Source organism: Streptomyces sp. NPDC001828, assembly GCF_042892175.1.
In the GTDB taxonomy this organism is placed as follows: Bacteria; Actinomycetota; Actinomycetes; order Streptomycetales; family Streptomycetaceae; genus Streptomyces.
In genome coordinates this window covers 81,228-103,059 of record NZ_JBIATV010000008.1, presented here as the reverse complement: position 1 = coordinate 103,059, position 21,832 = coordinate 81,228, and the positions used below count along the sequence as shown (strand labels likewise).

Annotated in this window: 16 protein-coding genes; 10 read left to right on the top strand and 6 right to left on the bottom strand. The window is 71.5% G+C overall.

The annotated features are described in order from the left end of the window. Genes ACFYZA_RS22540 through ACFYZA_RS22520 form a run of 5 tightly spaced genes read right to left on the bottom strand, consistent with a single transcriptional unit; the run spans position 1 to position 4,905 of the window. Positions 1–1,032: an MCE family protein gene (locus ACFYZA_RS22540; protein ID WP_382585771.1), complete on the bottom strand. Its 1,032-nt coding sequence runs from the start codon at positions 1,030–1,032 to the stop codon at positions 1–3. Continuing rightward, a complete protein-coding gene (locus tag ACFYZA_RS22535) occupies positions 1,029–2,282 on the bottom strand; it encodes an MCE family protein (RefSeq protein ID WP_388492358.1) in 1,254 nt (417 codons plus the stop codon). The genes ACFYZA_RS22540 and ACFYZA_RS22535 overlap by 4 nt, the downstream gene beginning before the upstream one ends. Then, complete coding sequence (locus tag ACFYZA_RS22530) at positions 2,279–3,082, bottom strand: MlaE family ABC transporter permease (RefSeq protein WP_388492356.1); 804 nt, start codon at positions 3,080–3,082, stop codon at positions 2,279–2,281. Before ACFYZA_RS22530 ends, ACFYZA_RS22535 begins: the two co-directional genes overlap by 4 nt. 3 nt (positions 3,083–3,085) lie before the next feature. Continuing rightward, positions 3,086–3,922 (bottom strand): MlaE family ABC transporter permease, encoded by an 837-nt coding sequence (locus ACFYZA_RS22525; RefSeq protein WP_388492355.1) that lies wholly within the window; start codon positions 3,920–3,922, stop codon positions 3,086–3,088. Further along, positions 3,919–4,905, bottom strand: coding sequence for an ABC transporter ATP-binding protein (locus ACFYZA_RS22520; protein WP_382585762.1), 987 nt, complete (start codon positions 4,903–4,905; stop codon positions 3,919–3,921). Before ACFYZA_RS22520 ends, ACFYZA_RS22525 begins: the two co-directional genes overlap by 4 nt. 781 nt (positions 4,906–5,686) lie before the next feature. On the opposite strand from ACFYZA_RS22520, the gene ACFYZA_RS22515 reads away from it, so the two are divergent. The 8 genes from ACFYZA_RS22515 to ACFYZA_RS22480 all read left to right on the top strand — a co-directional run bounded on the left by ACFYZA_RS22515 (position 5,687) and on the right by ACFYZA_RS22480 (position 19,569). Beyond that, positions 5,687–6,319, top strand: coding sequence for a hypothetical protein (locus ACFYZA_RS22515; protein ID WP_388492354.1), 633 nt, complete (start codon positions 5,687–5,689; stop codon positions 6,317–6,319). 130 nt (positions 6,320–6,449) lie between these two features. Continuing rightward, complete coding sequence (locus ACFYZA_RS22510) at positions 6,450–7,982, top strand: DUF6801 domain-containing protein (protein ID WP_388492352.1); 1,533 nt, start codon at positions 6,450–6,452, stop codon at positions 7,980–7,982. 145 nt (positions 7,983–8,127) lie between these two features. After that, positions 8,128–9,090 carry a hypothetical protein gene (locus ACFYZA_RS22505; RefSeq protein ID WP_388492350.1) on the top strand — a complete coding sequence of 321 codons (963 nt, stop codon included), beginning with the start codon at positions 8,128–8,130 and terminating at the stop codon, positions 9,088–9,090. 224 nt (positions 9,091–9,314) lie between these two features. Beyond that, entirely contained in the window at positions 9,315–10,523 is a 1,209-nt protein-coding gene (locus ACFYZA_RS22500; protein ID WP_388492349.1) for a helix-turn-helix domain-containing protein, read from the top strand. A 165-nt stretch (positions 10,524–10,688) separates the two neighbouring features. Then, entirely contained in the window at positions 10,689–14,636 is a 3,948-nt protein-coding gene (locus ACFYZA_RS22495; protein ID WP_388492347.1) for a Pls/PosA family non-ribosomal peptide synthetase, read from the top strand. Further along, on the top strand, positions 14,633–16,051 hold the full coding sequence (locus ACFYZA_RS22490; RefSeq protein WP_382585744.1) for a M1 family metallopeptidase: 1,419 nt from the start codon (positions 14,633–14,635) through the stop codon (positions 16,049–16,051). Before ACFYZA_RS22495 ends, ACFYZA_RS22490 begins: the two co-directional genes overlap by 4 nt. 244 nt (positions 16,052–16,295) lie before the next feature. Continuing rightward, entirely contained in the window at positions 16,296–17,300 is a 1,005-nt protein-coding gene (locus tag ACFYZA_RS22485) for an urea transporter (RefSeq protein WP_388492344.1), read from the top strand. Between the two features lie 178 nt (positions 17,301–17,478). Then, entirely contained in the window at positions 17,479–19,569 is a 2,091-nt protein-coding gene (locus ACFYZA_RS22480; protein WP_388492342.1) for an MDR family MFS transporter, read from the top strand. Here ACFYZA_RS22480 and ACFYZA_RS22475 read toward each other — a convergent pair. Further along, positions 19,542–19,961, bottom strand: a complete 420-nt coding sequence (locus ACFYZA_RS22475; protein ID WP_382585734.1) for a YchJ family protein — start codon at positions 19,959–19,961, stop codon at positions 19,542–19,544. The two genes, ACFYZA_RS22480 and ACFYZA_RS22475, sit on opposite strands and share 28 nt — an antisense overlap. Before the next feature lie 371 nt (positions 19,962–20,332). On the opposite strand from ACFYZA_RS22475, the gene ACFYZA_RS22470 reads away from it, so the two are divergent. Together ACFYZA_RS22470 and ACFYZA_RS22465 are read left to right on the top strand one after the other, a co-directional pair. Continuing rightward, positions 20,333–20,944, top strand: a complete 612-nt coding sequence (locus ACFYZA_RS22470) for a GPP34 family phosphoprotein (RefSeq protein ID WP_382586497.1) — start codon at positions 20,333–20,335, stop codon at positions 20,942–20,944. A 148-nt stretch (positions 20,945–21,092) separates the two neighbouring features. After that, complete coding sequence (locus ACFYZA_RS22465; protein ID WP_388492340.1) at positions 21,093–21,752, top strand: hypothetical protein; 660 nt, start codon at positions 21,093–21,095, stop codon at positions 21,750–21,752. The last annotated feature ends 80 nt before the right edge of the window (positions 21,753–21,832 follow it).

The window sequence follows — 21,832 nt, the reverse complement described above, 5'->3', positions numbered from 1 at the left end:
TCATCCCTGGCACCTCGATTCGCTGACCGGGATTCCGGTGGGCGGCGGGCTGCCGTCCTCGTTCTTCACGCCGGACACCTTGGCCTCGCAGAGGTAGAGGTTGAGCCAGGATCCGTACGACGCGATGCGGGTGACGGCCCGCATCTTCTCGGGGGTCTTCTGGAGGAAGTTCTCGATCTGGGGAGCGCTCTCGGCGAGGTTCGAGGACAGCCGGCCGAGCTGCTTGATGTCCTCCTTCAGCGGGGCCCTGCCGTCCTGGAAGAGCCCGGCGGTGACGGTGGTGAGGTCGCCCATCGCGGCCAGCGCCTCGCCGAGCGGCTTGCGGTCCCCGGCGAACCCGGAGACCAGTTGCTGAAGGGTGACCACGAGGTCGTTGAAGCCCGCTTCGCGGTCGTTGACGGTGGTCAGGACCGTGTTGAGGTTGGCGATGACCTCGCCGATCACCTTGTCCTTGGCGGCGACGGTCGTGGTCAGCGAACCGATGTGCTTCAGCAGGCTGTCCACGGTCCCGCCCTCGCCCTGGAGCACCTGCACGATGGAACCCGCGAGGTCATTCATGTCCTTGGGCGAGAGCCCTTCGAACAGGGGCTGGAAGCCGTTGAAGAGCTGGGTGAGGTCGAGGGCGGGGGTGGTGCGTTGCACCGGGATCGTCGCGCCCGGCGCGAGCGCGGATCCGACCGCGCCGGTGCCCCGGCCCAGTTCGACGTAGCGCTGGCCGACCATGTTGAGGTACTTGATCGCGGCCGTGGTCGTGCCGGGCAGGCTCCGGCCGCGCTGCACGGAGAACGTGACCTGCGCGAGCCGCCGGTCGACGACCTCCACCCGGTCGACCTGGCCGACCTTCACCCCGGCGATGCGGACACTGTCGCCCTCGATCAGTCCGGTGGTGTCGGTGAAGCGGGCCCGGTAGGTGGTGGTGTCGCCCACCCCGGTATTGGCGATGGACAGGGCGAGCACGGTGGTCGCGAGCACCGTCACGAGGACGAAGACGAGCGACTTCACGAGCGGGCCCGCGATGCTGCGGCGCTTCACTTGATGGTCACCTCCGTCCCCCTCAGGGCGGGGCCGAGGAGCAGGCTGCTCCAGTCCGGCAGGGACTGCGGGGCCTGCCGGAGAGCGGGCGCGAGCAGTTCGTTCACCAGCTGGTTCTCCTGGGGCGAGTTCGGCAGGCCGAGCCCGGCACCGGAGGTGGCCGCCGCGCTGGTGAGAGCGCTCTCGGCGGGGAGCGGGGAGCCGAGGTACGGCACCGGGTAGCAGTGCGGGCCGTCGCCGCCCTTGTATACGGGGGTGTCGCGGCCGGCCACGTACTTGCCGAGCGAGGGCACGACCCGGACGGTGACGTGGAGGCCGGGCTTGTCGGTGCCCTTGCCCAGGGCCTTGTCCATCGCGGGCACGAATCCGGCCAGGGTGCGCAGGGTGCAGGGGAAGGCCGAGGAGTACTTCGCGAGGACGTCCAGGGTGGGCCGGCTCACGTCGCTGAGCCGGATGATGTTGTCCTTGTTCTGCTGGAGGAAGGCCGTGAGGTCCTGGGCCGTTCTGGTCGTCTGTCCGTAGACGCCGAGGAGCTGGGTCTCCTTGTCGACGAGCGTGCCGGTCGTGGTGGTGGCGTCGGTGAGCGCTCTCAGGATGTCGGGGGCGGCGTCGCTGTAGGTCCCGGCGACCTTGACGAGCTGCACCAGATCCGCGTTGAGGGTGGGCAGGTTCGGGTTGAACTTCTTCAGGTGGGCGTCCAACGTCACCACGGTGTCGCCGAGTTGGGAGCCCCGGCCGCGCAGCGCCCGCGCGACCGCGGAGAGGGTGGAGGACAGCTTGTCGGGTTTGACTGCGGTGAGCATCGGCAGCACGTTGTCGAGCACCTGCTCCAGCTCGATGGCGTTGCTCGACCGGTCCTGGGGGATGGTCGCATCGGCTGAGAGCGCTTTCGTGGACGGGTTCGGCGGCGGTACCAGCGCGACGAACCGTTCGCCGAAGAGCGTGGTGGGCAGCATCTGCGCCCGCACGTCGGAGGGGATGTGGCTCCGCTTGTCCGGCTGGAGGGCGAGGGTGAGCTTCGCCCCCGTGCCGTCCGCACTGATGGTGCGGACCTCGCCGACGACGACGCCGCGCAGCTTCACCTCGGCGCCCGGGTGCATCTCGTTGCCGACGCTGCCCGTCTCCACGGTCACCGTGTCGGAGCGGGTGAACTGCTTGTCGTACACGGCGATCGAGAGCCACACGAGCAGCGCCGGGACGAGCAGGAAGACGACTCCGGCGGTGCGGCGCCGGGCGGTGCGCGCGTTCATCCGGCCACCTTCACGGTGGTGGTGGCGCCCCACAGGGCGAGCGAGAGGAAGAAGTCGGTGACGGCGATCAGCACGATGGCGTTGCGGACCGAGCGGCCCACCGCGACGCCCACGCCGGCCGGGCCGCCGGTGGCGCGGAAGCCGTAGTAGCAGTGGGCCAGGATCACCATCACGCTGAAGATGAGCACCTTGAGCACGGAGAGCAGCACGTCGGTCGGGGAGAGGAACAGGTTGAAGTAGTGGTCGAAGGTGCCGCGCGACTGGCCCTTGAAGACGACCGTGGTCAGGCGGGAGGCGAAGTAGGAGCTGAGCAGTCCGATCGCGTACAGCGGGATGATCGCGACGACTCCGGCGACGATCCGGGTGGTGACGAGGTAGGGCAGGCTGCGGATGCCCATGCCTTCGAGGGCGTCGATCTCCTCGTTGATGCGCATCGCGCCGAGCTGCGCGGTGAAGCCCGCGCCCACCGTGGCGGACAGTGCGAGGCCCGCGACCAGGGGGGCGATCTCGCGGGTGTTGAAGTAGGCGGAGACGAAGCCGGTGAAGGCGGCGGTGCCGATCTGGTTCAGGGCGGCGTACCCCTGGAGGCCGACCACGGTTCCGGTGAACAGGGTCATGGCGATCATCACGCCGATGGTGCCGCCGATGACGCCGAGGCCGCCGCTGCCGAAGGCGACCTCGGCGAGCAGCCGCTGCACCTCCCTGAGGTAGCGCCTCAGGGTGCGCGGGATCCAGAGCAACGCCTTGACATAGAAGGTGAGTTGGTCGCCCGAGCGGTCGAGGATGCTGAAGAGGGCCATCGGTCAGCCGCCCTTCGGGGGGACGATCTGGAGGTAGATCCCGGTGAGCACCATGTTCACGAAGAACAGCAGCAGGAAGGTGATGACGACGGACTGGTTGACCGCGTCGCCGACGCCCTTCGGACCGCCGCGCGGGTTCAGCCCCCGGTAGGCGGCGACGATCCCGGCGATGAACCCGAAGATCAGCGCCTTGATCTCGCTGACGTACAGGTCGGGGAGCTGGGCGAGGGCGGAGAAGCTGGAGAGGTAGGCGCCCGGGGTGCCGCCCTGGAGGATGACGTTGAAGAAGTAGCCACCGAGCGTGCCGACGACGGACACCATGCCGTTGAGCAGCACCGCGACGAACATGGTCGCCAACACCCTTGGCACGACGAGGCGTTGGACGGGTGAGACGCCCATGACCTCCATGGCGTCCAGCTCTTCGCGGATGGTGCGCGATCCCAGGTCGGCACAGATGGCGGAGCCGCCGGCGCCCGCGATGAGCAGCGCCACGATGAGGGGACTGGCCTGCTGGATGACGGCGAGGACGCTGGCGCCGCCGGTGAAGGACTGGGCGCCGAGCTGCTGGGTGAGCGAGCCGACCTGGAGGGCGATGACGGCGCCGAACGGGATGGAGACGAGGGCCGCGGGCAGGATGGTGACGCTGGCGATGAACCAGAACTGCTCGATGAACTCGCGTAGTTGGAAGGGCCGCTTGAAGACGGCGCGGACGACGGCGGCGGCCAGCGCGAAGAGCCTGCCGGTCTGGCGGAACGCGCCGAGGCCGGGCACCTGGCGACGCGACGGTCTGTCCGGGCGGGGCGGCGCGGACGCCGGGTTCCTCTCGGCCTCCATCGTCATGGCCTTGCCTCCTGGGCCGGAGCCATGCCGTTCTCGACGGCGCGGCGGGCGGCGGGCGGCAGTTCGTCGAGCATGCCCATCACCCGCAGCTTGCGGCGCAGCACCGCCTGGCGGGCGGGCAGCCCCGGCGAGGGCTCGAGCTGCGGCACGATGCGACGCGGCGGCGAACTCGCCTGTCCAGCGGGCGAGTTGAGCTGCTCCTTGGCGAGGGTCGCGGCGTCCTTCTCCTCGGACATGCCGATGGGTCCCTCCCGGCGCCCGCTGAGGAACTGGGCGACGACCGGCTCCTCGCTGGTCAGGAGCACTTCGCGCGGACCGAACGTGACGAGGTTGCGGCGGAAGAGCATGCCCATGTTGTCGGGGACGGTCGCCGCGATGTCGAGATTGTGGGTGACGATCAGCATCGTCGCGTCGATCTGGGCGTTCAGGTCGATCAGGAGCTGGGAGATGAAGGCGGTGCGGACCGGGTCGAGGCCCGAGTCCGGCTCGTCGCAGAGGATGATCTGCGGGTCGAGGACCAGGGCGCGGGCGAGCCCGGCGCGTTTGCGCATGCCGCCGGAGATCTCCCCGGGCAGCTTCTCCTCGGCGCCGAGGAGGCCGACCATGTCGACCCGCTCCATGACGATGCGCCGGATCTCCGACTCCTTCTTGCGGGTGTGCTCGCGCAGCGGGAAGGCGATGTTGTCGAAGAGGGACATCGAGCCGAAGAGGGCGCCGTCCTGGAACATGAGGCCGAAGAGTTTCCGGGTCTCGTAGATGTCCCGTTCGGGACTGCTCACCATGTCGACACCGTTGATGAGGACCCGGCCGTGTTCCGGTTTGAGCAGCCCGATGAGCGACTTGAGAAAGACCGTCTTTCCGGTTCCGGAGGGGCCGAGCATGACGCTCACTTCACCTGCGGGCAAGGTGAGGGTGACGTCCTGCCAGATGTTCTGCTTGCCGAAGGACTTGGTCAGACCTTCGACCACGACTTCAATTCCCATCCCACCTCCAGCAGGCACATACGACGTGACGCAAGGGCACCGAGGGGCGCACGGTAAGTTGCGCGGCGGCGCCGAAACAAGATCCCGGACGGCCACATCGGTGAATTCCCTTTTCGTTGTCACTCGTTGACAAGTTCCGAAGCCGGCCTGGTGGACGACTGCGCAGAAATGGAGCAGTAAGGCGGTGGTGCGTGTGGAACGGGGGCGCCGCGGCCGGGGGGAGCTGAGCCGCGGCGCCCCCGTACCGGCCAGAGCCCGGGCCCGGTGACAGGAGCGGGCCGGGCACTTCGCCCGTGCGGCTCCCGGCCTTCGGGGGCGCGGCCGGGAGCGTGGGCGCGAACGCTCCGGATGGCGTCTGAGCTGCCCGGACCGACCGCACACCGGACGCTACGGCCCGGTAACCTCGCTCTGCAATACCAGTTCCGGAAGTTTCCGCGAGCCCGCGCCCGGCCGTCGCCAACTTGTCATCGAAGCAGTAGTCCATTCCCGGAACTTGTCATCCGTTGATGGGTTTCACCTGTAACCGGTCGACAGGGCAGCGCTTATGGGGAGAGAACCGGGAACTTCGGCACGAATGACGTGGCGCCGGCTCGGCCATTGCGCACCAATCGACAAGAAAAACCGGCCGGTTGCTCATCACGGGCACAAGGTAGGGCCTTGCTCGACACAATCTTGCACGGCAGGATTGTGCGCCGATGTTTCTCGCAAGTAACGTCCGCCTCGTCACGGATCGTACGTGGCCGAATCCGTCCCCGTAGCTGGTGAAACCGGAGGAATTACTGTGCGAAACCCCCTCGGAAAGCTTGCGCTGGTGTCCGGCGCCGCGGCAGCAGCGTTCGTCATGGCCACCGCCCCCGCGATGGCCCTCGTTCCCACCAACTGGGTCGTCGGCCCCAGTTCGCCGGAGAACTTCACCGCCAAGTCCACCAACGTGGTCCTTTCCATCAACGGCATCGACATGACGTGCACGTACTCCGACGCCGCGGGCTCCCTCCACAGCGCGACCGGCAACCCGGCCGCCGTCGGCACCATCAACCCGGTGCACTTCGGCAAGACCGGCGAGCCGTGCACCAGCTTCCTCGGCACCGTCAACACGGTCGCAAACACCCCGTGGACGCTCAACGTGACCAACTACACCGCGGCCACCGGCGTCTCGCAGGGCTACATCTCCGGCGTCAACGCCCGTGTCAGCGTCGCGACTTGTGCGTTCACGGTGACCGGGACCGCGCACGGCACGTACACCAACTCGACCGGTGACCTGAAGGTCGCGGCCACTCCCACCGAGCTGACGGTCTCGGCCCCGACGGCGGGTTGCGCCGGCGTGGTCTCCGCGGGCGACCACCCGTCGTTCAACGGCGACTACTACGCGGTGGTGACCGGTACCACCACCAAGCCCACCATCGTCGGCTCGTAGCAGCGGCATGACACCTCGCTACGCCCCCGGACCGCCCGGCCCGATACCTGACAGACCGGGCGGTCCCCCAACGGCGGCGCACCTGCCGCCGGCCCTTCCGAGGAGCTGAGCCAGTGGAGCTGAACGCGACGTGACCCGAACCCCGGTACCGGCCGGCCGGTGGCGGAGCGTGCGCGGCCGGGGTGCGGTGGCGGCGGCCACCGTGGTCCTGGCCGCGATCGTGCCCGGCGCCGACGTGGCCCTCGGCGACCAGCGCGCCAGCGCCGAACTCGCCTACACCTGTGCGTTCCCGGCCGGGCCGCATCCGGTGAAGGTACAGGTGGCGGCCAGGTTCCCGGCCCGGGCCGCCACGGGATCCGCCATCCTGCCCGCCGAGGTGACGACGTCGGTGACGCTGCCCGACGCCGCCGTCGCCGAGCTCACCAAACTGCGTGCCGCCACGACCGGCGCCACCACCCGGCTCACCACCGAGGTGGCCCAGAACGGCGCCGCCGCCCAGGCGCTCTGGCTGGGCACCGCGCCTTCCGTGCCGCTGACCTCGCCGGGCGGCGCCGTGCTCCGGGCGACCGGTGACGTGCCCAGCATCACCGCCAACAGCCCCGGCGACCTCACCGTCACGGCGGCCGGACTCACGCTCGACTTCCGCCCGCTCACCACCGAGGGCGGCGCCACCGACCCGGCCACCCTCTCCGTGCCCTGTACGCCCGCCCCCGGCGCGAAGGGCCTGCTCGCCACCGTGCCCGTCGGCGCCGCCCCCTCCTCGTCCACTCCGACCCCCAGCACCTCCGCCACGGGCCCCGCGGCCGGCGGTGCGTCGCGCAGCACCCCTGAGAGCGCTCCCAGGATCGCCCCGCCCAAGGCAGGGGCCGCCGCGCCGGCCGCCACCGCACCCAAGTGCCAGGGCGACACCACCAACCCGCTGGCCCTGGCGGCCTACACCACCGGGTACTCCAACGTCACCAAGATGGGCGGCGCCTCGCTGATCCCCGTCTTCTGCGCCAAGGTCGTCCAGGGGCTCAACCAGATCAAGCGCATCGAGGTCAGGCCGGGCGTCTTCGAACTGCACCTGCTCCAGAAGTCGGTGGGCCGGCTCGACTACCAGGGCCGCGCCCAGACCCCGCCCGGACCGGCCACGTTCCTCACCTTCGGCTTCATGCCGACCACCGCCACGATGACCCTTGAGGCGACCGGTCCCCTGTCCATCGAGTCCGACCTCAACAACACGGCGGGGCACGGCGAGACATACATCAGGGCCTCCCTCGTGCTGCGCGTCTCCGACGTGAAGGTGAACGGGACCCCGCTCGACGTGGGCCCCAACTGCCGTACCAGCGGCCCGGTCTACTCCACCGACCCCGACCCGGCGCGGAACACCAAGGACCACATGGTCCTGCTCGGGGAGGTCAAGAAGGGCACGGACACCGTCTGGCGCGGGTACTCGCTCTCCGGGGGCGGGCCGCTCAACGGCTCGGTGACCATTCCGCCGTTCACCGGCTGCGGGGTGGGCGAGGACCTCAGCCCGCTGTTCACGGCGTCCGTGTCCGGGCCCGCCAACACGGTCAAGCAGAACCAGGGGGCGCCCTGCGCCTCCGGCATCGAAGACGACCCGGCGCAGCTCTGCACCGCCGACAAGCAGCCGACGACCATCCCGACCCCGCTGCGCTGAGCACCGCCGCACCCGGTGCCACCGCGCCGAGCGCCATGACCGCGTCCAGATTCAGCCAACTCGCCCACCGCACACGGACGTTGCCGCACCCGCCCACCCACGTACAGGACGTCACGAGTCGTGGCGTCCGAGAGGGGACGACCCGATGAGACCCGTATCCACCCGGCTGCGAGCCGGACTGCTGGCCACCTGCACGGCCCTGACCGCCCTCGCGACCGTCGGCCCGGCCTCGGCGGACGCCGCCTCCGCACCTGGCGCGGCGGCAACTCAACTCGCGGGAGACTGGGCTCCGTTCAGCCGCTGCCCGGTGGACGACCCCGCCATGCTGGCGGCCGACGGCCGCACCGACATCGTGCAGTGCATCGCCTCCCACTCGGCGAGCGGAACCATCAAGCTCGGCAGCACCCAGGTCATCACCGGCGCCAGCGACCTCCAGGTCGGCGTGGTGCAGCACTCCGACGGCACGAACAGCCTGGTCGCACCGGCCGGCGGCGCGCTGATCGCCGACTCCGCCGACATCCCCGGCGGGCTGCTCGGCCTGATGTGCCCGAGCAACATCCCCGTCATCGGCGACATCTGCCGGCAGATCACCAACGGCACCCTCAACCGGGTCACCGCCACCGTCGAATCGGCCGGGACGCCCACCGACTTCAACCTCACGGCGGGCGCCACCTCGGGGCAGCCGATCATCTCGATCCCGATCCGCATCCACCTCCAGAACCCGTTCCTCGGGGGCTCCTGCTACATCGGCTCCACCGCCCACCCGATCGTGCTGCGCCCGCAGAACGTCACCGCTCCCACCCTCGGCATCCAGCGCTTCGACGGCAACGGAACGCCCAACACCGCGGGCGACATGAACCGGCTCAGCCTCGTCAACGCGAGCCAGACGGACACCACGTTCGCGGTGCCGGGTGCAAGCGGTTGCGGCCTCGCCGGACTGCTCGACTGGGCGGTGAACCTGAAGACCGGACTGCCCGCGGCGGCCGGCAAGAACAGCGTCGTACTCAACAGCGCGTCGACGTATCTGGCCGGTCTGCACGCCCCCGGCACGGTCGTCCCGGACAACGGCAAGCTGCTCTCCCAGTACTGGCACTCGGCGGTCCAGTAGCCACCGCGCCCCGCCCGTCGACGGCCCGTCCGCGCTCGGGCGGGCCGTACCGGAATCGGCCGACAACCGATGCACCCTGAATCGAACGCTGCCTCAAGTGTTGTCCATGACATGAGAGTTGTTCTAGGTTCAGCAGTCCGCGAAAGGTACGCACCTGTCGGTCGGTGGGAGCGCTTTCTCCATCGGCTCTCCCCCACCGGGCGCCGTAGTGCAAGGGGAGTGAGATGCCCACAGCCGCGCAATCACCGGACACCCAGGAGCCGTTGGGACCGCTCCCACAGGAGTTCGCCGCGATCATGCGGCCCGAACTGCCTGGTTTGCTCAAGGAGATCGGCGCCGAGGTCACCCGCGCCTACCCCGAATACGCCCGGCTGCTCGAAGGCCCCTACGGCGAGGCGATCCGAGTCGGCGTGGAGCAGAACCTCACCGTCTTCGTCGACCAGGTGGCGTCCCCCAGCGCCCCTTCCACCCTCCGCGACGAGATGTGCCGCCGCTTCGGCCGCTTCGAGGCGTACGAGGGGCGGAGCCTGGACACCCTGCAGGGCGCCTACCGGCTCGGCGCCCGGGTGGCGCTGCGCCGGGCCAAGAAGATCGGCCGGCGCTACAACCTCTCCCCCGCCCTCATGCTCAGCTTCGCCGACGCCCTGTTCACCTACGTCGAGGAGCTGGAAGCGCTCTCGCGCGAGGGCTATCTGGAGGTCACGTCCTTCTCCGGGGAGCGCTCGGACGCGCTGCGAAGACGGCTGCTGCATCTGATCCTGGCCGGATCCCCGGTACCGCGCGCGGCGATCGCCGAGCTGGCGGACCGGGCCCACTGGCCCCTGCCCGAGCGGGTCACCCTGGTCGCGCTGCGTTCCGGTGCGGGGCTGACCCGTGCGGCCCTGGACAACGATGTCCTGGCCGACCCCGGCGAGCCACTGCCCCACCTGCTGGTCCCCGGCCCCGTCGACGAGGTACGAAGACGGATGCTGGACGCGGCCCTGCACGGCTCCTGGGCGGCGGTCGGACTCGAGGTGCCCATCGGCGGTGCGTCCGATTCCCTGCGCTGGGCCCGCCAGGTCCTCGAACTCGCCGCGTCCGGGGTCATCGACAGCGACTCCGGGACGCTGTACTGCGAAGACCACCTCGTCACCCTCTGGCTGCGCTCCGACCCCGCGCTCCTCGAACACTTAGGCCGCCGCGAGCTCGCGCCGCTCGACGCGCTGACGCCCGGCCGGCGCGACCGGCTCATCGAAACCCTGCGGACCTGGCTCGCGACCCGGGGCACCGCCGCCCACATGGGCGAACTCCTCGATGTACACCCGCAGACCGTGCGCTACCGGATGCGGACCCTGGAGTCCATCTTCGGGGACCGGCTGACCGACCCCGAACGCCGGTTCGCCACCGAACTAGTGCTACGCGCAAGGGACCTCAGCCACCGGGAACAGCTCTGAACTTGCCCCGATCGGCGCCATAATCATCCGAATCACTTCGAAAACAACGGATAAATATCGTCAAGTCCCAAGGCCGGAGCGAACCCGCCGCTGGATATGCCCGTCTGAGTGGGCGGATGTCCGAAGGATGTCCGTACCACCCGCACTACGCCAGAGGCATGCCGTATGTCTTCGCACCTGCCGGCCGTCTTCCGCGGCGCCGCCGCTCCGCACCCCCGCACCCTGCTCGACGTACTGGACGCGACGGCGGCCGCCCATCCGGGCGCACCCGCACTCGACGCGGGCGGCGAGCGGCTCACCTACCAGGACCTGTGCGACCGGATCACCGAGCGCGCCGTGCGGCTCACCCGCCACGGCATCGGTCCGGGCGACCGGGTCGGCATCCGGATCCCGTCCGGCACCTGTGACCTGTACCTCGCGATCCTCGCGGTGCTGCTGTGCGGCGCCGCGTACGTACCGGTCGACGCGGACGATCCCGAGGAGCGCGCGGCGACGGTGTTCCGCGAGGCCGGGGTGTGCGCCGTGATCGAGGCCGACGAGCGGATACTGCCGGGGCCCGCGGCGCCCCTGAGGGCCCGCTGGCGGCCCGCGGCGCCCGGGGACGACGCCTGGATCATCTTCACGTCCGGCTCGACGGGGCTGCCCAAGGGCGTCGCGGTCACCCACCGCTCGGCGGCCGCCTTCGTGGACGCCGAGGCCCAACTCTTCCTCACGGAACGGCCGTTGGGGCCGGGCGACCGGGTGCTCGCCGGGCTCTCGGTCGCCTTCGACGCGTCGTGCGAGGAGATGTGGCTGGCCTGGCGGCACGGTGGCTGTCTGGTTCCGGCGCCCCGCTCCCTGGTGCGGGCGGGCCATGAACTGGGGCCCTGGCTGGTGGAGCGCGGCATCACGGTGGTCTCGACGGTGCCCACGCTCGCGGCGCTGTGGCCCGAGGAGGCCCTCGACGAGGTCCGGCTCCTGATCGTCGGCGGCGAGGCCTGCCCGGGCGCCCTGGCCGACCGGTTCGCGGTCAAGGGCCGCGAGATGTGGAACACCTACGGGCCCACCGAGACGACGGTGGTGGCGACCGCAGCGCGCATGCTGCCCGGAGAGCCGGTACGCATCGGACTCCCGCTCGCGGGCTGGGAGTTGGCGGTCCTGGACGCCGGCGGCGAACCCGTTCCGTACGGCGGTGAGGGCGAGCTGGTCATCGCGGGCGCGGGCACCGCCCGCTATCTCGACGCCGCCAAGGACGCCGAGCGGTTCGCCCCGCTCGCCCTGCTTGACACCCCCCGCGCCTACCGGACCGGCGATCTCGTACGCGCCGACGCGGCCGGGCTCGTGCACCTCGGGCGCGCCGACGACCAGGTCAAGGTGGGCGGCCGGCGCATCGAACTCGGCGAGATCGACGCCATGTTGAGAGCGCTCCCCGGTGTGCGGGCGGCGGCCGGGGCGGTGCGCGGCACCCCGGCCGGCGGCCAGATCCTGGTCGGCTACGTGGTGCCGGAGCAGAGCGGCTTCCAGGCGGCGCAGGCCCGGGGCTTCCTGTCCGAACGGCTGCCGGCTGCCCTCGTGCCGCTGATCGTCGAGGTCGCCGAACTGCCCACGCGCACCTCCGGCAAGGTCGACCGGGACGCCCTGCCCTGGCCGCTGCCCTCCCAGCGCGGCCCCGTCGGCGACGGCGACCCGGCCGAGGACGGCTCCACCTCCGCCCGGCTCGCCGGGGCGTGGGAGCGGATGCTGGGCGTGCACCCCGAGCCGGACAGCGACTTCTTCGCGCTCGGCGGCTCCAGCCTGAGCGCGGCCCGGCTCGCCTCCGAACTGCGCGCCCACTACCCCGGGGTGTCCGTCGCCGACCTCTACCGCCGCCCGGTCCTGCGGGACATGGCCCAGCACCTCGAATCGCTCGAAGGTCCGGCCGCCGAGGCGCGGCCCGTGGAACCGGTACCGCGCCGAGCGGGTGTGGTCCAACTCCTCGTCACCACGGCCCTGTTCGGGATCGCGGGGCTGCGCGGCCTGATCGGTCTCGCGACGCTCGACAACATTCTGGGGTGGCTCGCGCCGCAGGCCTGGGCGCCGCACACCTCCTGGTGGTTCGTGCTGATCGGCAGCGTGGTCCTGATGAGTGCCCCGGCCCGGTTCGCGATCGGCGGCGGAGCGGCGCGCCTGCTGACCCGGGGTGTGCGGCCGGGCGCCCATCCGCGCGGCGGCGGTGTCCATCTGCGGCTGTGGACGGCCGAACGCGTGGTGGCGGCGTTCGGAGTGCCGTCCTTGCTCGGCACGCCCTGGGCGCGGCTGTACGCGCTCTCACTGGGCTGCCGGGTCGGGCGGGGCGTCACCCTGCACGCCATGCCGCCGGTGACCGGGCTCGCCACGATCGGCCGGGGCGCCGCCGTGGAGCCGGAGGCAGACATCAGCGGCTGGTGGCTGGACGGGGCGACCTTGCACATCGGCGCGGTCAGCGTCGGCGAGGGTGCCCGGGTCGGTCACCGCAGCACCCTGATGCCGGGCGCGGTGCTCGGCGCGCACGCCGAACTGGAGCCGGGCGCCTGCCTGGACGGGGAGGTCCCGGCGGGCCGGCGCTGGCTCGGCTCACCGGCCCGACCGGCCGACTCCCACGAGCGCGTCGCCGGCACCGGCTGGCCCGCGCCGCGCGCCGCGCGATCGCGCCGCTGGGCCGCCGCGTACGCGCTCTCACTGATCGGCCTGCCGCTGCTGAGCCTGCTGTCCACCGCGCCCGCGCTCATCGGCGTCTACTACCTGGTGCGGTCCTGCGACACGCTCTCGGCGGTCGCCGTGCGGCTGCTGCTCTCCGCGCCGGCCGTCACCGTGGTCACCACGCTGTTCTCACTCCTGACGCTCGCCGGCCTGGTCCGGATCCTCGGGCGCGGCATCAAGCCCGGCTTCCATCCGGTGTGCGGGGGCGTCGCCTGGCGGGCCTGGCTGGTGACCCGGCTGCTCGGCGGTGCCCGTGGCAGCTTCTTCCCGGTGTACGCGAGCCTGGCGACCCCCGTGTGGCTGCGGCTGCTCGGCGCCCGGGTGGGGCGGCGGGCCGAGATCTCCACGGTGCTGCCGCTGCCCTCGCTCCTGACGGTCGAGGACGGGGCCTTCCTCGCCGACGACACCCTGGTCGCCCCCTTCGAAGTCCGGGGCGGCTGGCTGCGGTTGGGGACGGCGAGCGTCGGCCGCAAGGCCTTCGTCGGCAACTCGGGCATCGTCGGACCCGGGCGCCGCGTGCCCGACGGCGCCCTGGTCGGCGTGTTGTGCGACGCGCCCGCGCACAGCGAGCCGGGCAGCTCCTGGCTGGGCCGGCCCGCCCTTCCGCTGCCCCGGGTGGCGACCGCGGGCGACCCCGGCCGCACCTTCGACCCGCCGCGCCGCCTCGTGCTCGCCCGGGCCGCCGTCGAGCTGTGCCGGGTGCTTCCGCTGATGTGCTCGGTACTGCTCGCCGAGGCCGTGCTGATCGGCGAGCAGAGCGCTCTCAACCGGGGCGGCCTCGCGTTCGCGGCGCTGGCCGGGACCGTGCTGCTCATCGCGGCGGCGGCGGTCGCGGGTCTGACGGCGACCGCCGCGAAGTGGGTCCTGGTCGGCCGGTTCGAGGCGGGCGAGCATCCGCTGTGGTCGTCCTTCGTGTGGCGCAACGAGCTGTACGACACGTTCGTCGAGTCCCTCGCGGTGCCGTGGATGGCGGGCTCGTTCACCGGCACACCGGTCCTCAACTGGTGGCTGCGCGGCCTCGGCGCGCACATCGGGCGCGGGGTGTGGCTGGAGACGTACTGGCTGCCGGAGACCGACCTGATCACGCTCGGGGACGGCGCGAGCGTGAACCGCGGGTGTGTGCTGCAGACCCACCTGTTCCACGACCGGATCATGCGGCTCGACACGGTGCGGCTCGCGGAGGGGGCGTCCCTCGGCCCGCACAGCATCGCGCTGCCCGGCACCGACGTCGGCGCCCGGGCCTCGGTGGGGGCGGCTTCCCTCGTGATGCGCGGGGAGAGCGTGCCGCCCGACACCCGCTGGGCGGGCAACCCCATCGCGGGCGAGCACGCCCCCCTCGCGCCCGCCCAATCTGCTTCGGAGCAGCGCAAGATGACGATCCGTCAGGGTGCTTCACGGGAAGGCAGCGCGGCATGACCCGGTGCAGCCGGCGCTCACTGGTGCGGGTGGCCGCGCTCTCCGCCCTCGGCACGATCGCCGTGGCGGACGACGAGGCCACCGGCCGCGGGAACCGCTACTTCCCGCAGCACGGCTCGTACGGACACGACACCCTCGCCTACGACCTGCGGATCGCCTACGACTCGGCCAGCGGCCAACTCGCCGGCACGGCGCTCATCCAGGCCGTCGCCCTGCGCCCCCTCGATCGCATCGAACTTGACCTGTCCCGGCTCAGCGCGCACGCGGCGCACGTCGACGGCCGGGCCGCCCGCGTCCGGCAGCGGCAGGGCAAGCTGTATGTGACGCCCAGTCAACCCCTGCCGTCTGGCGCGGTGTTCACCGCCAAGGTGCGGTACGGCGGGCGGCCGGGACCGATCCGCTCGCCGTTCGGGAGCATCGGCTGGGACCGTACGGGCGACAGCCACGACGGCACCCTGGTCGCATCCCAGCCGCTGGGGGCGCCGTCCTGGTTCCCGTGCAACGACCGGCCCGACGACAAGGCGGCGTACACGTTCCGGGTCACGGTGCCGCGCGACCGGCAGGCGCTCGCCAACGGGACGCTCACCGAGTGCCGCAGCGAGGGCGCCACCGACGTGTGGACGTACCACCACCCCGGCCCCATGGCCACCTATCTGGCCGCGCTCTACACCGGCCGCTTCCAGCACGACAGCGTGCTCGCGCCGGGGCCGCCGGGCGGCAAGGCGATCCCTGTGCACAACGCCTACCCCTCCCGCATCGCCGACGCGGCCCGGCACGACCTGGGCCGCCAGCCCGACATGCTGCGGCACTTCTCGGAACTGTTCGGGCCCTATCCCTTCGAGGCGTACGGGGCGGTGGTGGTGGACGCCGAACTCGGCGCGCCCGTCGAGAACCAGACGCGCTCGGTGTTCGGGCGCAATCACATCGACGGGCGCCGGGGCTGGGAGACGCTGGTGGCCCACGAGTTGGCGCACCAGTGGTTCGGCAACAGCGTGGGCCTGCGCGAGTGGCGGCACATCTGGCTCAACGAGGGCTTCGCCACGTATGCCGAGTGGCTGTGGTCGGAGCACATCGGCGAGGACAGCGCCGACGAGATCGCCCACCGCGAGTGGCGGAGCCTCGCCCGGCGCGGCCAGAACCTGCGGCTCGCCGAGCCGGGGCCGCGCCGCATCTTCGACGACCGGCTCTACACCCGGGGCGCCTGCACCCTGCACGCGCTGCGTCTGACGCTGGGCGACGAGCGGTTCTTCGCGGTGCTGCGCGGCTGGCACGCGGCGCGGCGCGGCCGGATCGGCGACACCCTCGCCTTCATCGCCCACGCCGAGGCCGCCTCCGGCGAGGCGCTGCGCCCCCTGCTCGACGCCTGGCTCTACGACAAGAAGCTGCCGGACTTACCCGCGAAGATCGCGGATTGACGTTCCCGGAGCGAGCGGCGGGGGCGCCGAGCCGGGCTCGTGCCATCGTCCGGGAGCGGTTCAGCAGCCCTGTCGTCGTATACAAAGCTTTCCGGCCATGCGAGCCGTGTGCGCCCTATGTGCCACTTTCGGCCGTTGTCCGTCCCTTGCAAAGTCCCCTGTGTCACCCCTTACTGTGCGCTTGGCTGTTACCGGCCGATTTCACGCGTCTTGCTGACGTCACGCGTCTTAGGGGGAGGGTCAGGTGCGGATACCGCGCACTGGACGAGGGGGGCTGTTCGCGGTGCACGTGCTGCGCGGCCAGGCTCAGGTGCACTTCATGCCGAGCGCCCTGACCGGGGTGATCTTCACGGTCGCGCTGTTCGCCGCGGGCTGGCAGTACGGCCTCTACGGGCTGCTCGGCACCGCCCTGGGGACCGCGACCGCGCAGCTGCTCGGCGTGGACCGGAGCAGGGTGTCGGCCGGGCTCGAAGGGTTCAACGCCTGTCTGGTCGCGGTCGGCTTCGCCGTGTTCCTCGGTCCCGGCCACGTCTCCACCATGGTCCTCGCGGCGGGCGGCTGCGCGGTGGTCACCGTCGTGACGGCGGCCGCCACGACGCTGCTGCGCGGCTGGGGCCTGCCCACCCTGACGCTGCCGTTCTGCCTGATGGCGAGCGCCATGACGATCGCGGCCCCCGGCTTCGAGCGGGTGTGGCACGGCGGCCCCTCCACGGCCGAACTGAGCCGTGCGGCCGAGGGATCGGTGGCCCTGGCCGTCGACGACATCGGGCGTGCGTTCTTCGCGAACATCGCGCAGATCTTCCTCATGCCGCAGTGGTACGTCGGCCTGATCCTCCTGGCCGGCATCTTCGCCGCCAGCCGTACGGCGGGGGCCATGGCCTGTGTCGGAAGTGCCGTCGGGGTGGTGACCGCCTGGGCGCTCGGCGCCCCGACCGCCCGCATCGTGGACGGCACCATGGGCTACAACGCCGTGCTGGTCGCGATGGCGCTGTGCGGGGTCATGCTCGCGGCCGACCGGTGGAGCCTCGGCTTCGCGGTGGTCGGGGCGGCGGCTGCCACCATGCTCGGGCCCGCTCTGAACGCGCTCTTCAAACCGGCCGGCGGGCACTCCTTCACCTGGCCGTTCGTCCTCACCACCCTGGTCTTCCTCGCCTCCGTGCCCGCGCTCCCCCGGCTGCGCCGCGCGGTGCCCCCGACCGTGCTGCCCCTCACCGAGCCGGTCGCCTCCGGCGTCGTGCTCGGCGCCTGAGCCGCCCTCGGCCGGGGCGCCCCAGGGGCTCGCCCCAGCGGCTCCCGGCGCCTCACTCGCGGGAGCGTCCCCAAGGGCTCCCGGCGCCTCCCCGGCGGGGCGTCCGGAGGGCTCCGGCGCTTCACTCGCGCGGCCGACACGGCATGCGCGCCATCTGGGGCGGTGTGAGGGTGCCAGTGTGACCACCGCCAGCGATACAGCACCCGTGTCCGCACCGCCCGTGCTCGATGTCCGGCAGCGGAACATCGTGTTCGGCACGATCATGCTCGGCATGCTGCTGGCGGCCCTCGACCAGACGATCGTGGGCACCGCGCTCCCCACGATCGTCTCGGACCTCGGAGGCGCCGCCCACATGTCGTGGGTGGTCACCTCCTATCTGCTCGCGGAGACCGTCGCGACCGCACTGGTCGGCAAGTTCGGCGACCTGTTCGGCCGGAAGGTCGTCTTCCAGGTCTCGGCGATCATCTTCATCACCGGCTCGTTCCTGTGCGGCCTTTCCACCAACATGACGCTGCTCATCGCCTGGCGGGCGCTCCAGGGCATCGGCGCGGGCGGCCTGATGGTGACGGCGATGGCACTGATCGCCGATGTGATCCCGCTGCGCGACCGCGGCAAGTACCAGGGCGCGATCGGCGCCGTGTTCGGCGTCTCGACCGTCATCGGGCCGCTGCTCGGCGGCCTGTTCACCGACCATCTGAGCTGGCGCTGGGCGTTCTACGTGAACGTGCCCATCGCCATTCTCGTGGTGATCGCGGCCGCCCGGAACATCCCCTCGGTCCGCTCGGTCGCCAAGCCCGTCATCGACTATCTCGGCATCGGCCTCGTCGCGGTCGGGGCCAGCGCCCTGATCCTCGGCACGAGCTGGGGCGGGAACGAGTACGCCTGGGGTTCGCCGACGATCATCGCCCTGTTCGTGGGCGGTCTGATCGCGCTCTCCCTGTTCTGCTGGGTGGAGACCCGGGCCGTCGAACCGATGCTGCCGATGCGGCTGTTCCGCAACCCCGTCTTCACCGTGTGCTCGGTGCTCAGCTTCATCGTGGGCTTCGCGATGCTCGGCGCGATGACCTTCCTGCCCACCTATCTCCAGTACGTCGACGGCGACTCGGCGACCATCTCCGGCGTGCGCACCCTGCCGATGGTCATCGGTCTGCTCATCGCGTCCGTCTTCAGCGGCAACGTGGTGAGCAAGACCGGCCAGTACCGGATCTTCCCCATCGTCGGTTCCCTCGTCATGGGCGTGGGCCTGTATCTGCTGTCGCTGATGGGGCCGGACGTCGGCGCCTGGCTGGAATCGCTCTACATGTTCGTGCTCGGCCTCGGCATCGGCCTGTGCATGCAGGTGCTCACCATCGCCGTGCAGAACACCGTCGACTACGCCGACCTGGGCACGGCAACCTCAGGTGTCACCTTCTTCCGTACGCTCGGCAGCTCGTTCGGCACCGCCGTCTTCGGCACCATCTACGCCAACACCCTCAAGACGAACCTCCAGGACGGGGTGGCGGCGGCCGCGCGCATCGGTGGCGCGGACCCGGCGCGGATCGCGAAGGCGGCGCAATCGCCGGACGGCCTGCACCAACTGCCGCCGGCGACGGCCGCGCCCCTCGTGCAGGCGTACTCCGACAGCCTGCACACCGTCTTCCTGTGGACGGTGCCGGTGGCCGCCGTGGGCTTCCTCGTCGCGCTGTTCCTCAAGCAGGTCAAGCTGCGCGACTCCGCGCGGTCCACCTCCACCGACATGGGCGAGGGGTTCGCGCAGCCGAGCACCGGCGACTCCCAGAGGGTGCTCGAACTCGCCATCGGCAAGATCGTGCGCGGCTCGGACATGAACACCGCGCGGCGGATCGTGGCCGCCTCCGACACCCGGCTCGACGTGGCCGGCGCCTGGGCGGTGATGCAGGTCGAGCAGCACACGCGCATGGTCGGGTACGCGAGCCTCGGCCTGATCGCGTCGCGGCGCCATGTCCCGCCGGAGGTGCTCGTGCCGGTGTTCCAGCGGATGGTCGAGGAGGGCTTCCTCAGCCGTGAGGGCAGCTACTTCTCGCACACCCCGGCCGGTGAGCGCGAGGTCCAGGCGATCACCGACTCATGGTCGACGTGGCTCAACGACGAGCTGGAGAAGGACCGCGGGCGCCCGCGCAGCGCGGAGCTCAGGGCCGCCGCGGACACCATCGCCAAGCGTCTGATGGCCGAGGATCTGGCGAACGGCCTGCCCGCGATCCGTACCGGCGCGGGCGCGTCCGCTCAGTCGGTGAACACCGCGTCGAGGTAGACCCAGGCACCCTCGACCCGCGAGAACCGGCTCTGCTCGTGCAGCGAACCGGCCTCGCCTTCGTGGGTGTAGTGCGCGCGGAAGGTGACCGTGCCGGTGGTGTGGAAGGCGCTGCCGTCGGTGGTGTCCAGGATCTCCAGGCGGGTCCACCGCATGCCGGGGTCGAGGCCGAGGTCGGCGGGGCGGGTGTCGGGGTGCCAGGTGCGCAGCAGGTACGGCCCGTCCTGGATCGCGAAGGCGCTGAACCGCGAGCGCATCAGCGCCTCGGCGGTGGGGGCGGCGGCCGCGCCGGAGTGGTAGCGGCCGCAGCACTCGGCATAGGCGGCGGGCAGCCCGCAGGGGCAGGTCTTCGGGACGGCGGGGCGTACGGGGCGCCGGGTGCGACGGGACATGCCCTCATCTGATCACAGGCTCCCTCGCTCGCGGCGCGGGCCCGGTCGGGTGCGGCGGGCGCCCCGCGAGCGCGCAATCGCCGGTGGCCGGTGGCCGGTACACGGTCGGGTCCACCCGACCACGGGCGAGCCCCTGCCGAGCGGCTCCGGCGGCCCGTACCCCTCGGCCGACGGAGTGTCACGTACCCGGCCCCCGTCGGAGTGCCCGTACCCGGTCCCTCGTCGGAGCGCCCCCTGCCGCGGCCCCCGCGATCTCCATAGGATGCGCGCATGCCCTGCCCCTCGTGCGTACCGCCGGCTCGCTCGACCCCGGCGACCCGGCCGACGACGAAACCGCCGGCACCGCCAACTCCTTCGACAGGGAATCCGACATGACCACAGCACGGGACCTGCTGATCGTCAGCATGGACGTCACCCCCGCGGGCCACCCCGTCGAGCAGGGCGACCTCTCGCTGGCCCTCGCCGGAGCCGAACTCCTCGATCTCGCCGACCTGTTCGCCCTCACTCTGGACGGCGACCGCATCGTCCCGGGCTCGCCGCCCAGCGGATTGACGGATCGTCAGCTGACGGAAGCGGCGGCGGCCCTCGCCCGGCAGAGTCCGTACGAGTCCGTGGAGGACTGGCTGTGGCGCCGGGGCCGCGGTCTGTACGCGGCCTACCTCGCCGCCCTGGAGACGGACGGCGGGCTGACCCGGGAGCACCACCGCTGGCTCCCGCTGCGCACCGGGCGCGCGGCGGTGGCCGATTCGCCGGACCGGCGTGCGGCGTTGGAGCGGTGGGCGTCGGGCGAGCCCGTCCTCGCCGGGCTCGCGGTCGCCGCCCGGCTGCGCGAGGAGGCACCCGAGGACCTCGCGGCACGTACCGGTGACACCGTCGTGACCGTGGTGACGGCCGTAGACGACGCGGTGACGGAACTGGCGGCCGTGCGCCAGCGGCGCAGCATCGAGGACGCGGCGTTCGACAACATCTGGCGCGGCCAGTGACACGAACGGCGCACGTCGGCGCGGGGACCCCGGCATCCGATATCGGCCACACGTGGAGTTACCGCGGTTAACCCGGCGACACGCCCCCTACGGTGATCCAGATGCGCTCCGGCGCAGCAAATCGAGCCACTGTGCGGGGAGTCGAGACATGAAGCAGAGGTTGCGCGTCCTGGCCGTGGTCGGGGCCCTGACGCTGGGGGCGGCGGGCGCCGGCACCGCACGGGCCGCCGAGGCGGCGCACGGCTGCCCGGCCGCGGAGATCTTCGCCACGAACAACACGGCGATCATCACGGATCCGGCCGACCCCCGGCTCAGGACCCGCCTGAACCGCTTCGACCACGAGGTACGCGGGATCATCCAGGCCAATGGAGCGCGGCCCGGCGCCTCGAAGCTGCTCAACGGCGTGTTCTGGTCGGGCGAGTTGAAGCAGACCACCTACGAGCGCTCGCGCGAGTTCGACGTCACCCGGGTCGACCGGGACGGCCTGCACCACATCGCCGGGGTCATCGCCAAGCAGTTCCACCAGGAGTCGGTGCTGACCTTCCGCTGTCTGCCGCGCACCTCGCCGGAGACGGACGCCATCGAGATCCAGGCGCCCGGCGTCTCGGCGACCCGGCTGCACGACGCCCTCGTCGACGATCCTGAGGCGCGGGACGAGCTCGGCGGCGGCTCGGTCACCCTCGACGGACGGCTCGTCCTGATCGCCCCGGTCGCCGACCTGCCGCTGGCCCGGAAGTTCACCGAGTCCCTCGGCGTGGACTGGAGCCGGGCCCACGTCCGTTACGGGGACGAGGAATTCGTCTCGTAATCGCCGTGCGTTGTGCACCCGGTCCGTCTTCCAGGATGGACGGGGCGACCGTATGCTCCTGCGCCGGACGTGACCGTTAC

Coding starts and splice junctions, on each gene's coding strand:
- ACFYZA_RS22535 (WP_388492358.1), bottom strand. CDS start 2,282: ATGAACGCGCGCACCGCCCGGCGCCGCACCGCCGGAGTCGTCTTCCTG.
- ACFYZA_RS22530 (WP_388492356.1), bottom strand. CDS start 3,082: ATGGCCCTCTTCAGCATCCTCGACCGCTCGGGCGACCAACTCACCTTC.
- ACFYZA_RS22525 (WP_388492355.1), bottom strand. CDS start 3,922: ATGACGATGGAGGCCGAGAGGAACCCGGCGTCCGCGCCGCCCCGCCCG.
- ACFYZA_RS22520 (WP_382585762.1), bottom strand. CDS start 4,905: ATGGGAATTGAAGTCGTGGTCGAAGGTCTGACCAAGTCCTTCGGCAAG.
- ACFYZA_RS22505 (WP_388492350.1), top strand. CDS start 8,128: ATGAGACCCGTATCCACCCGGCTGCGAGCCGGACTGCTGGCCACCTGC.
- ACFYZA_RS22500 (WP_388492349.1), top strand. CDS start 9,315: ATGCCCACAGCCGCGCAATCACCGGACACCCAGGAGCCGTTGGGACCG.
- ACFYZA_RS22495 (WP_388492347.1), top strand. CDS start 10,689: ATGTCTTCGCACCTGCCGGCCGTCTTCCGCGGCGCCGCCGCTCCGCAC.
- ACFYZA_RS22490 (WP_382585744.1), top strand. CDS start 14,633: ATGACCCGGTGCAGCCGGCGCTCACTGGTGCGGGTGGCCGCGCTCTCC.
- ACFYZA_RS22475 (WP_382585734.1), bottom strand. CDS start 19,961: ATGTCCCGTCGCACCCGGCGCCCCGTACGCCCCGCCGTCCCGAAGACC.
- ACFYZA_RS22470 (WP_382586497.1), top strand. CDS start 20,333: ATGACCACAGCACGGGACCTGCTGATCGTCAGCATGGACGTCACCCCC.
- ACFYZA_RS22465 (WP_388492340.1), top strand. CDS start 21,093: ATGAAGCAGAGGTTGCGCGTCCTGGCCGTGGTCGGGGCCCTGACGCTG.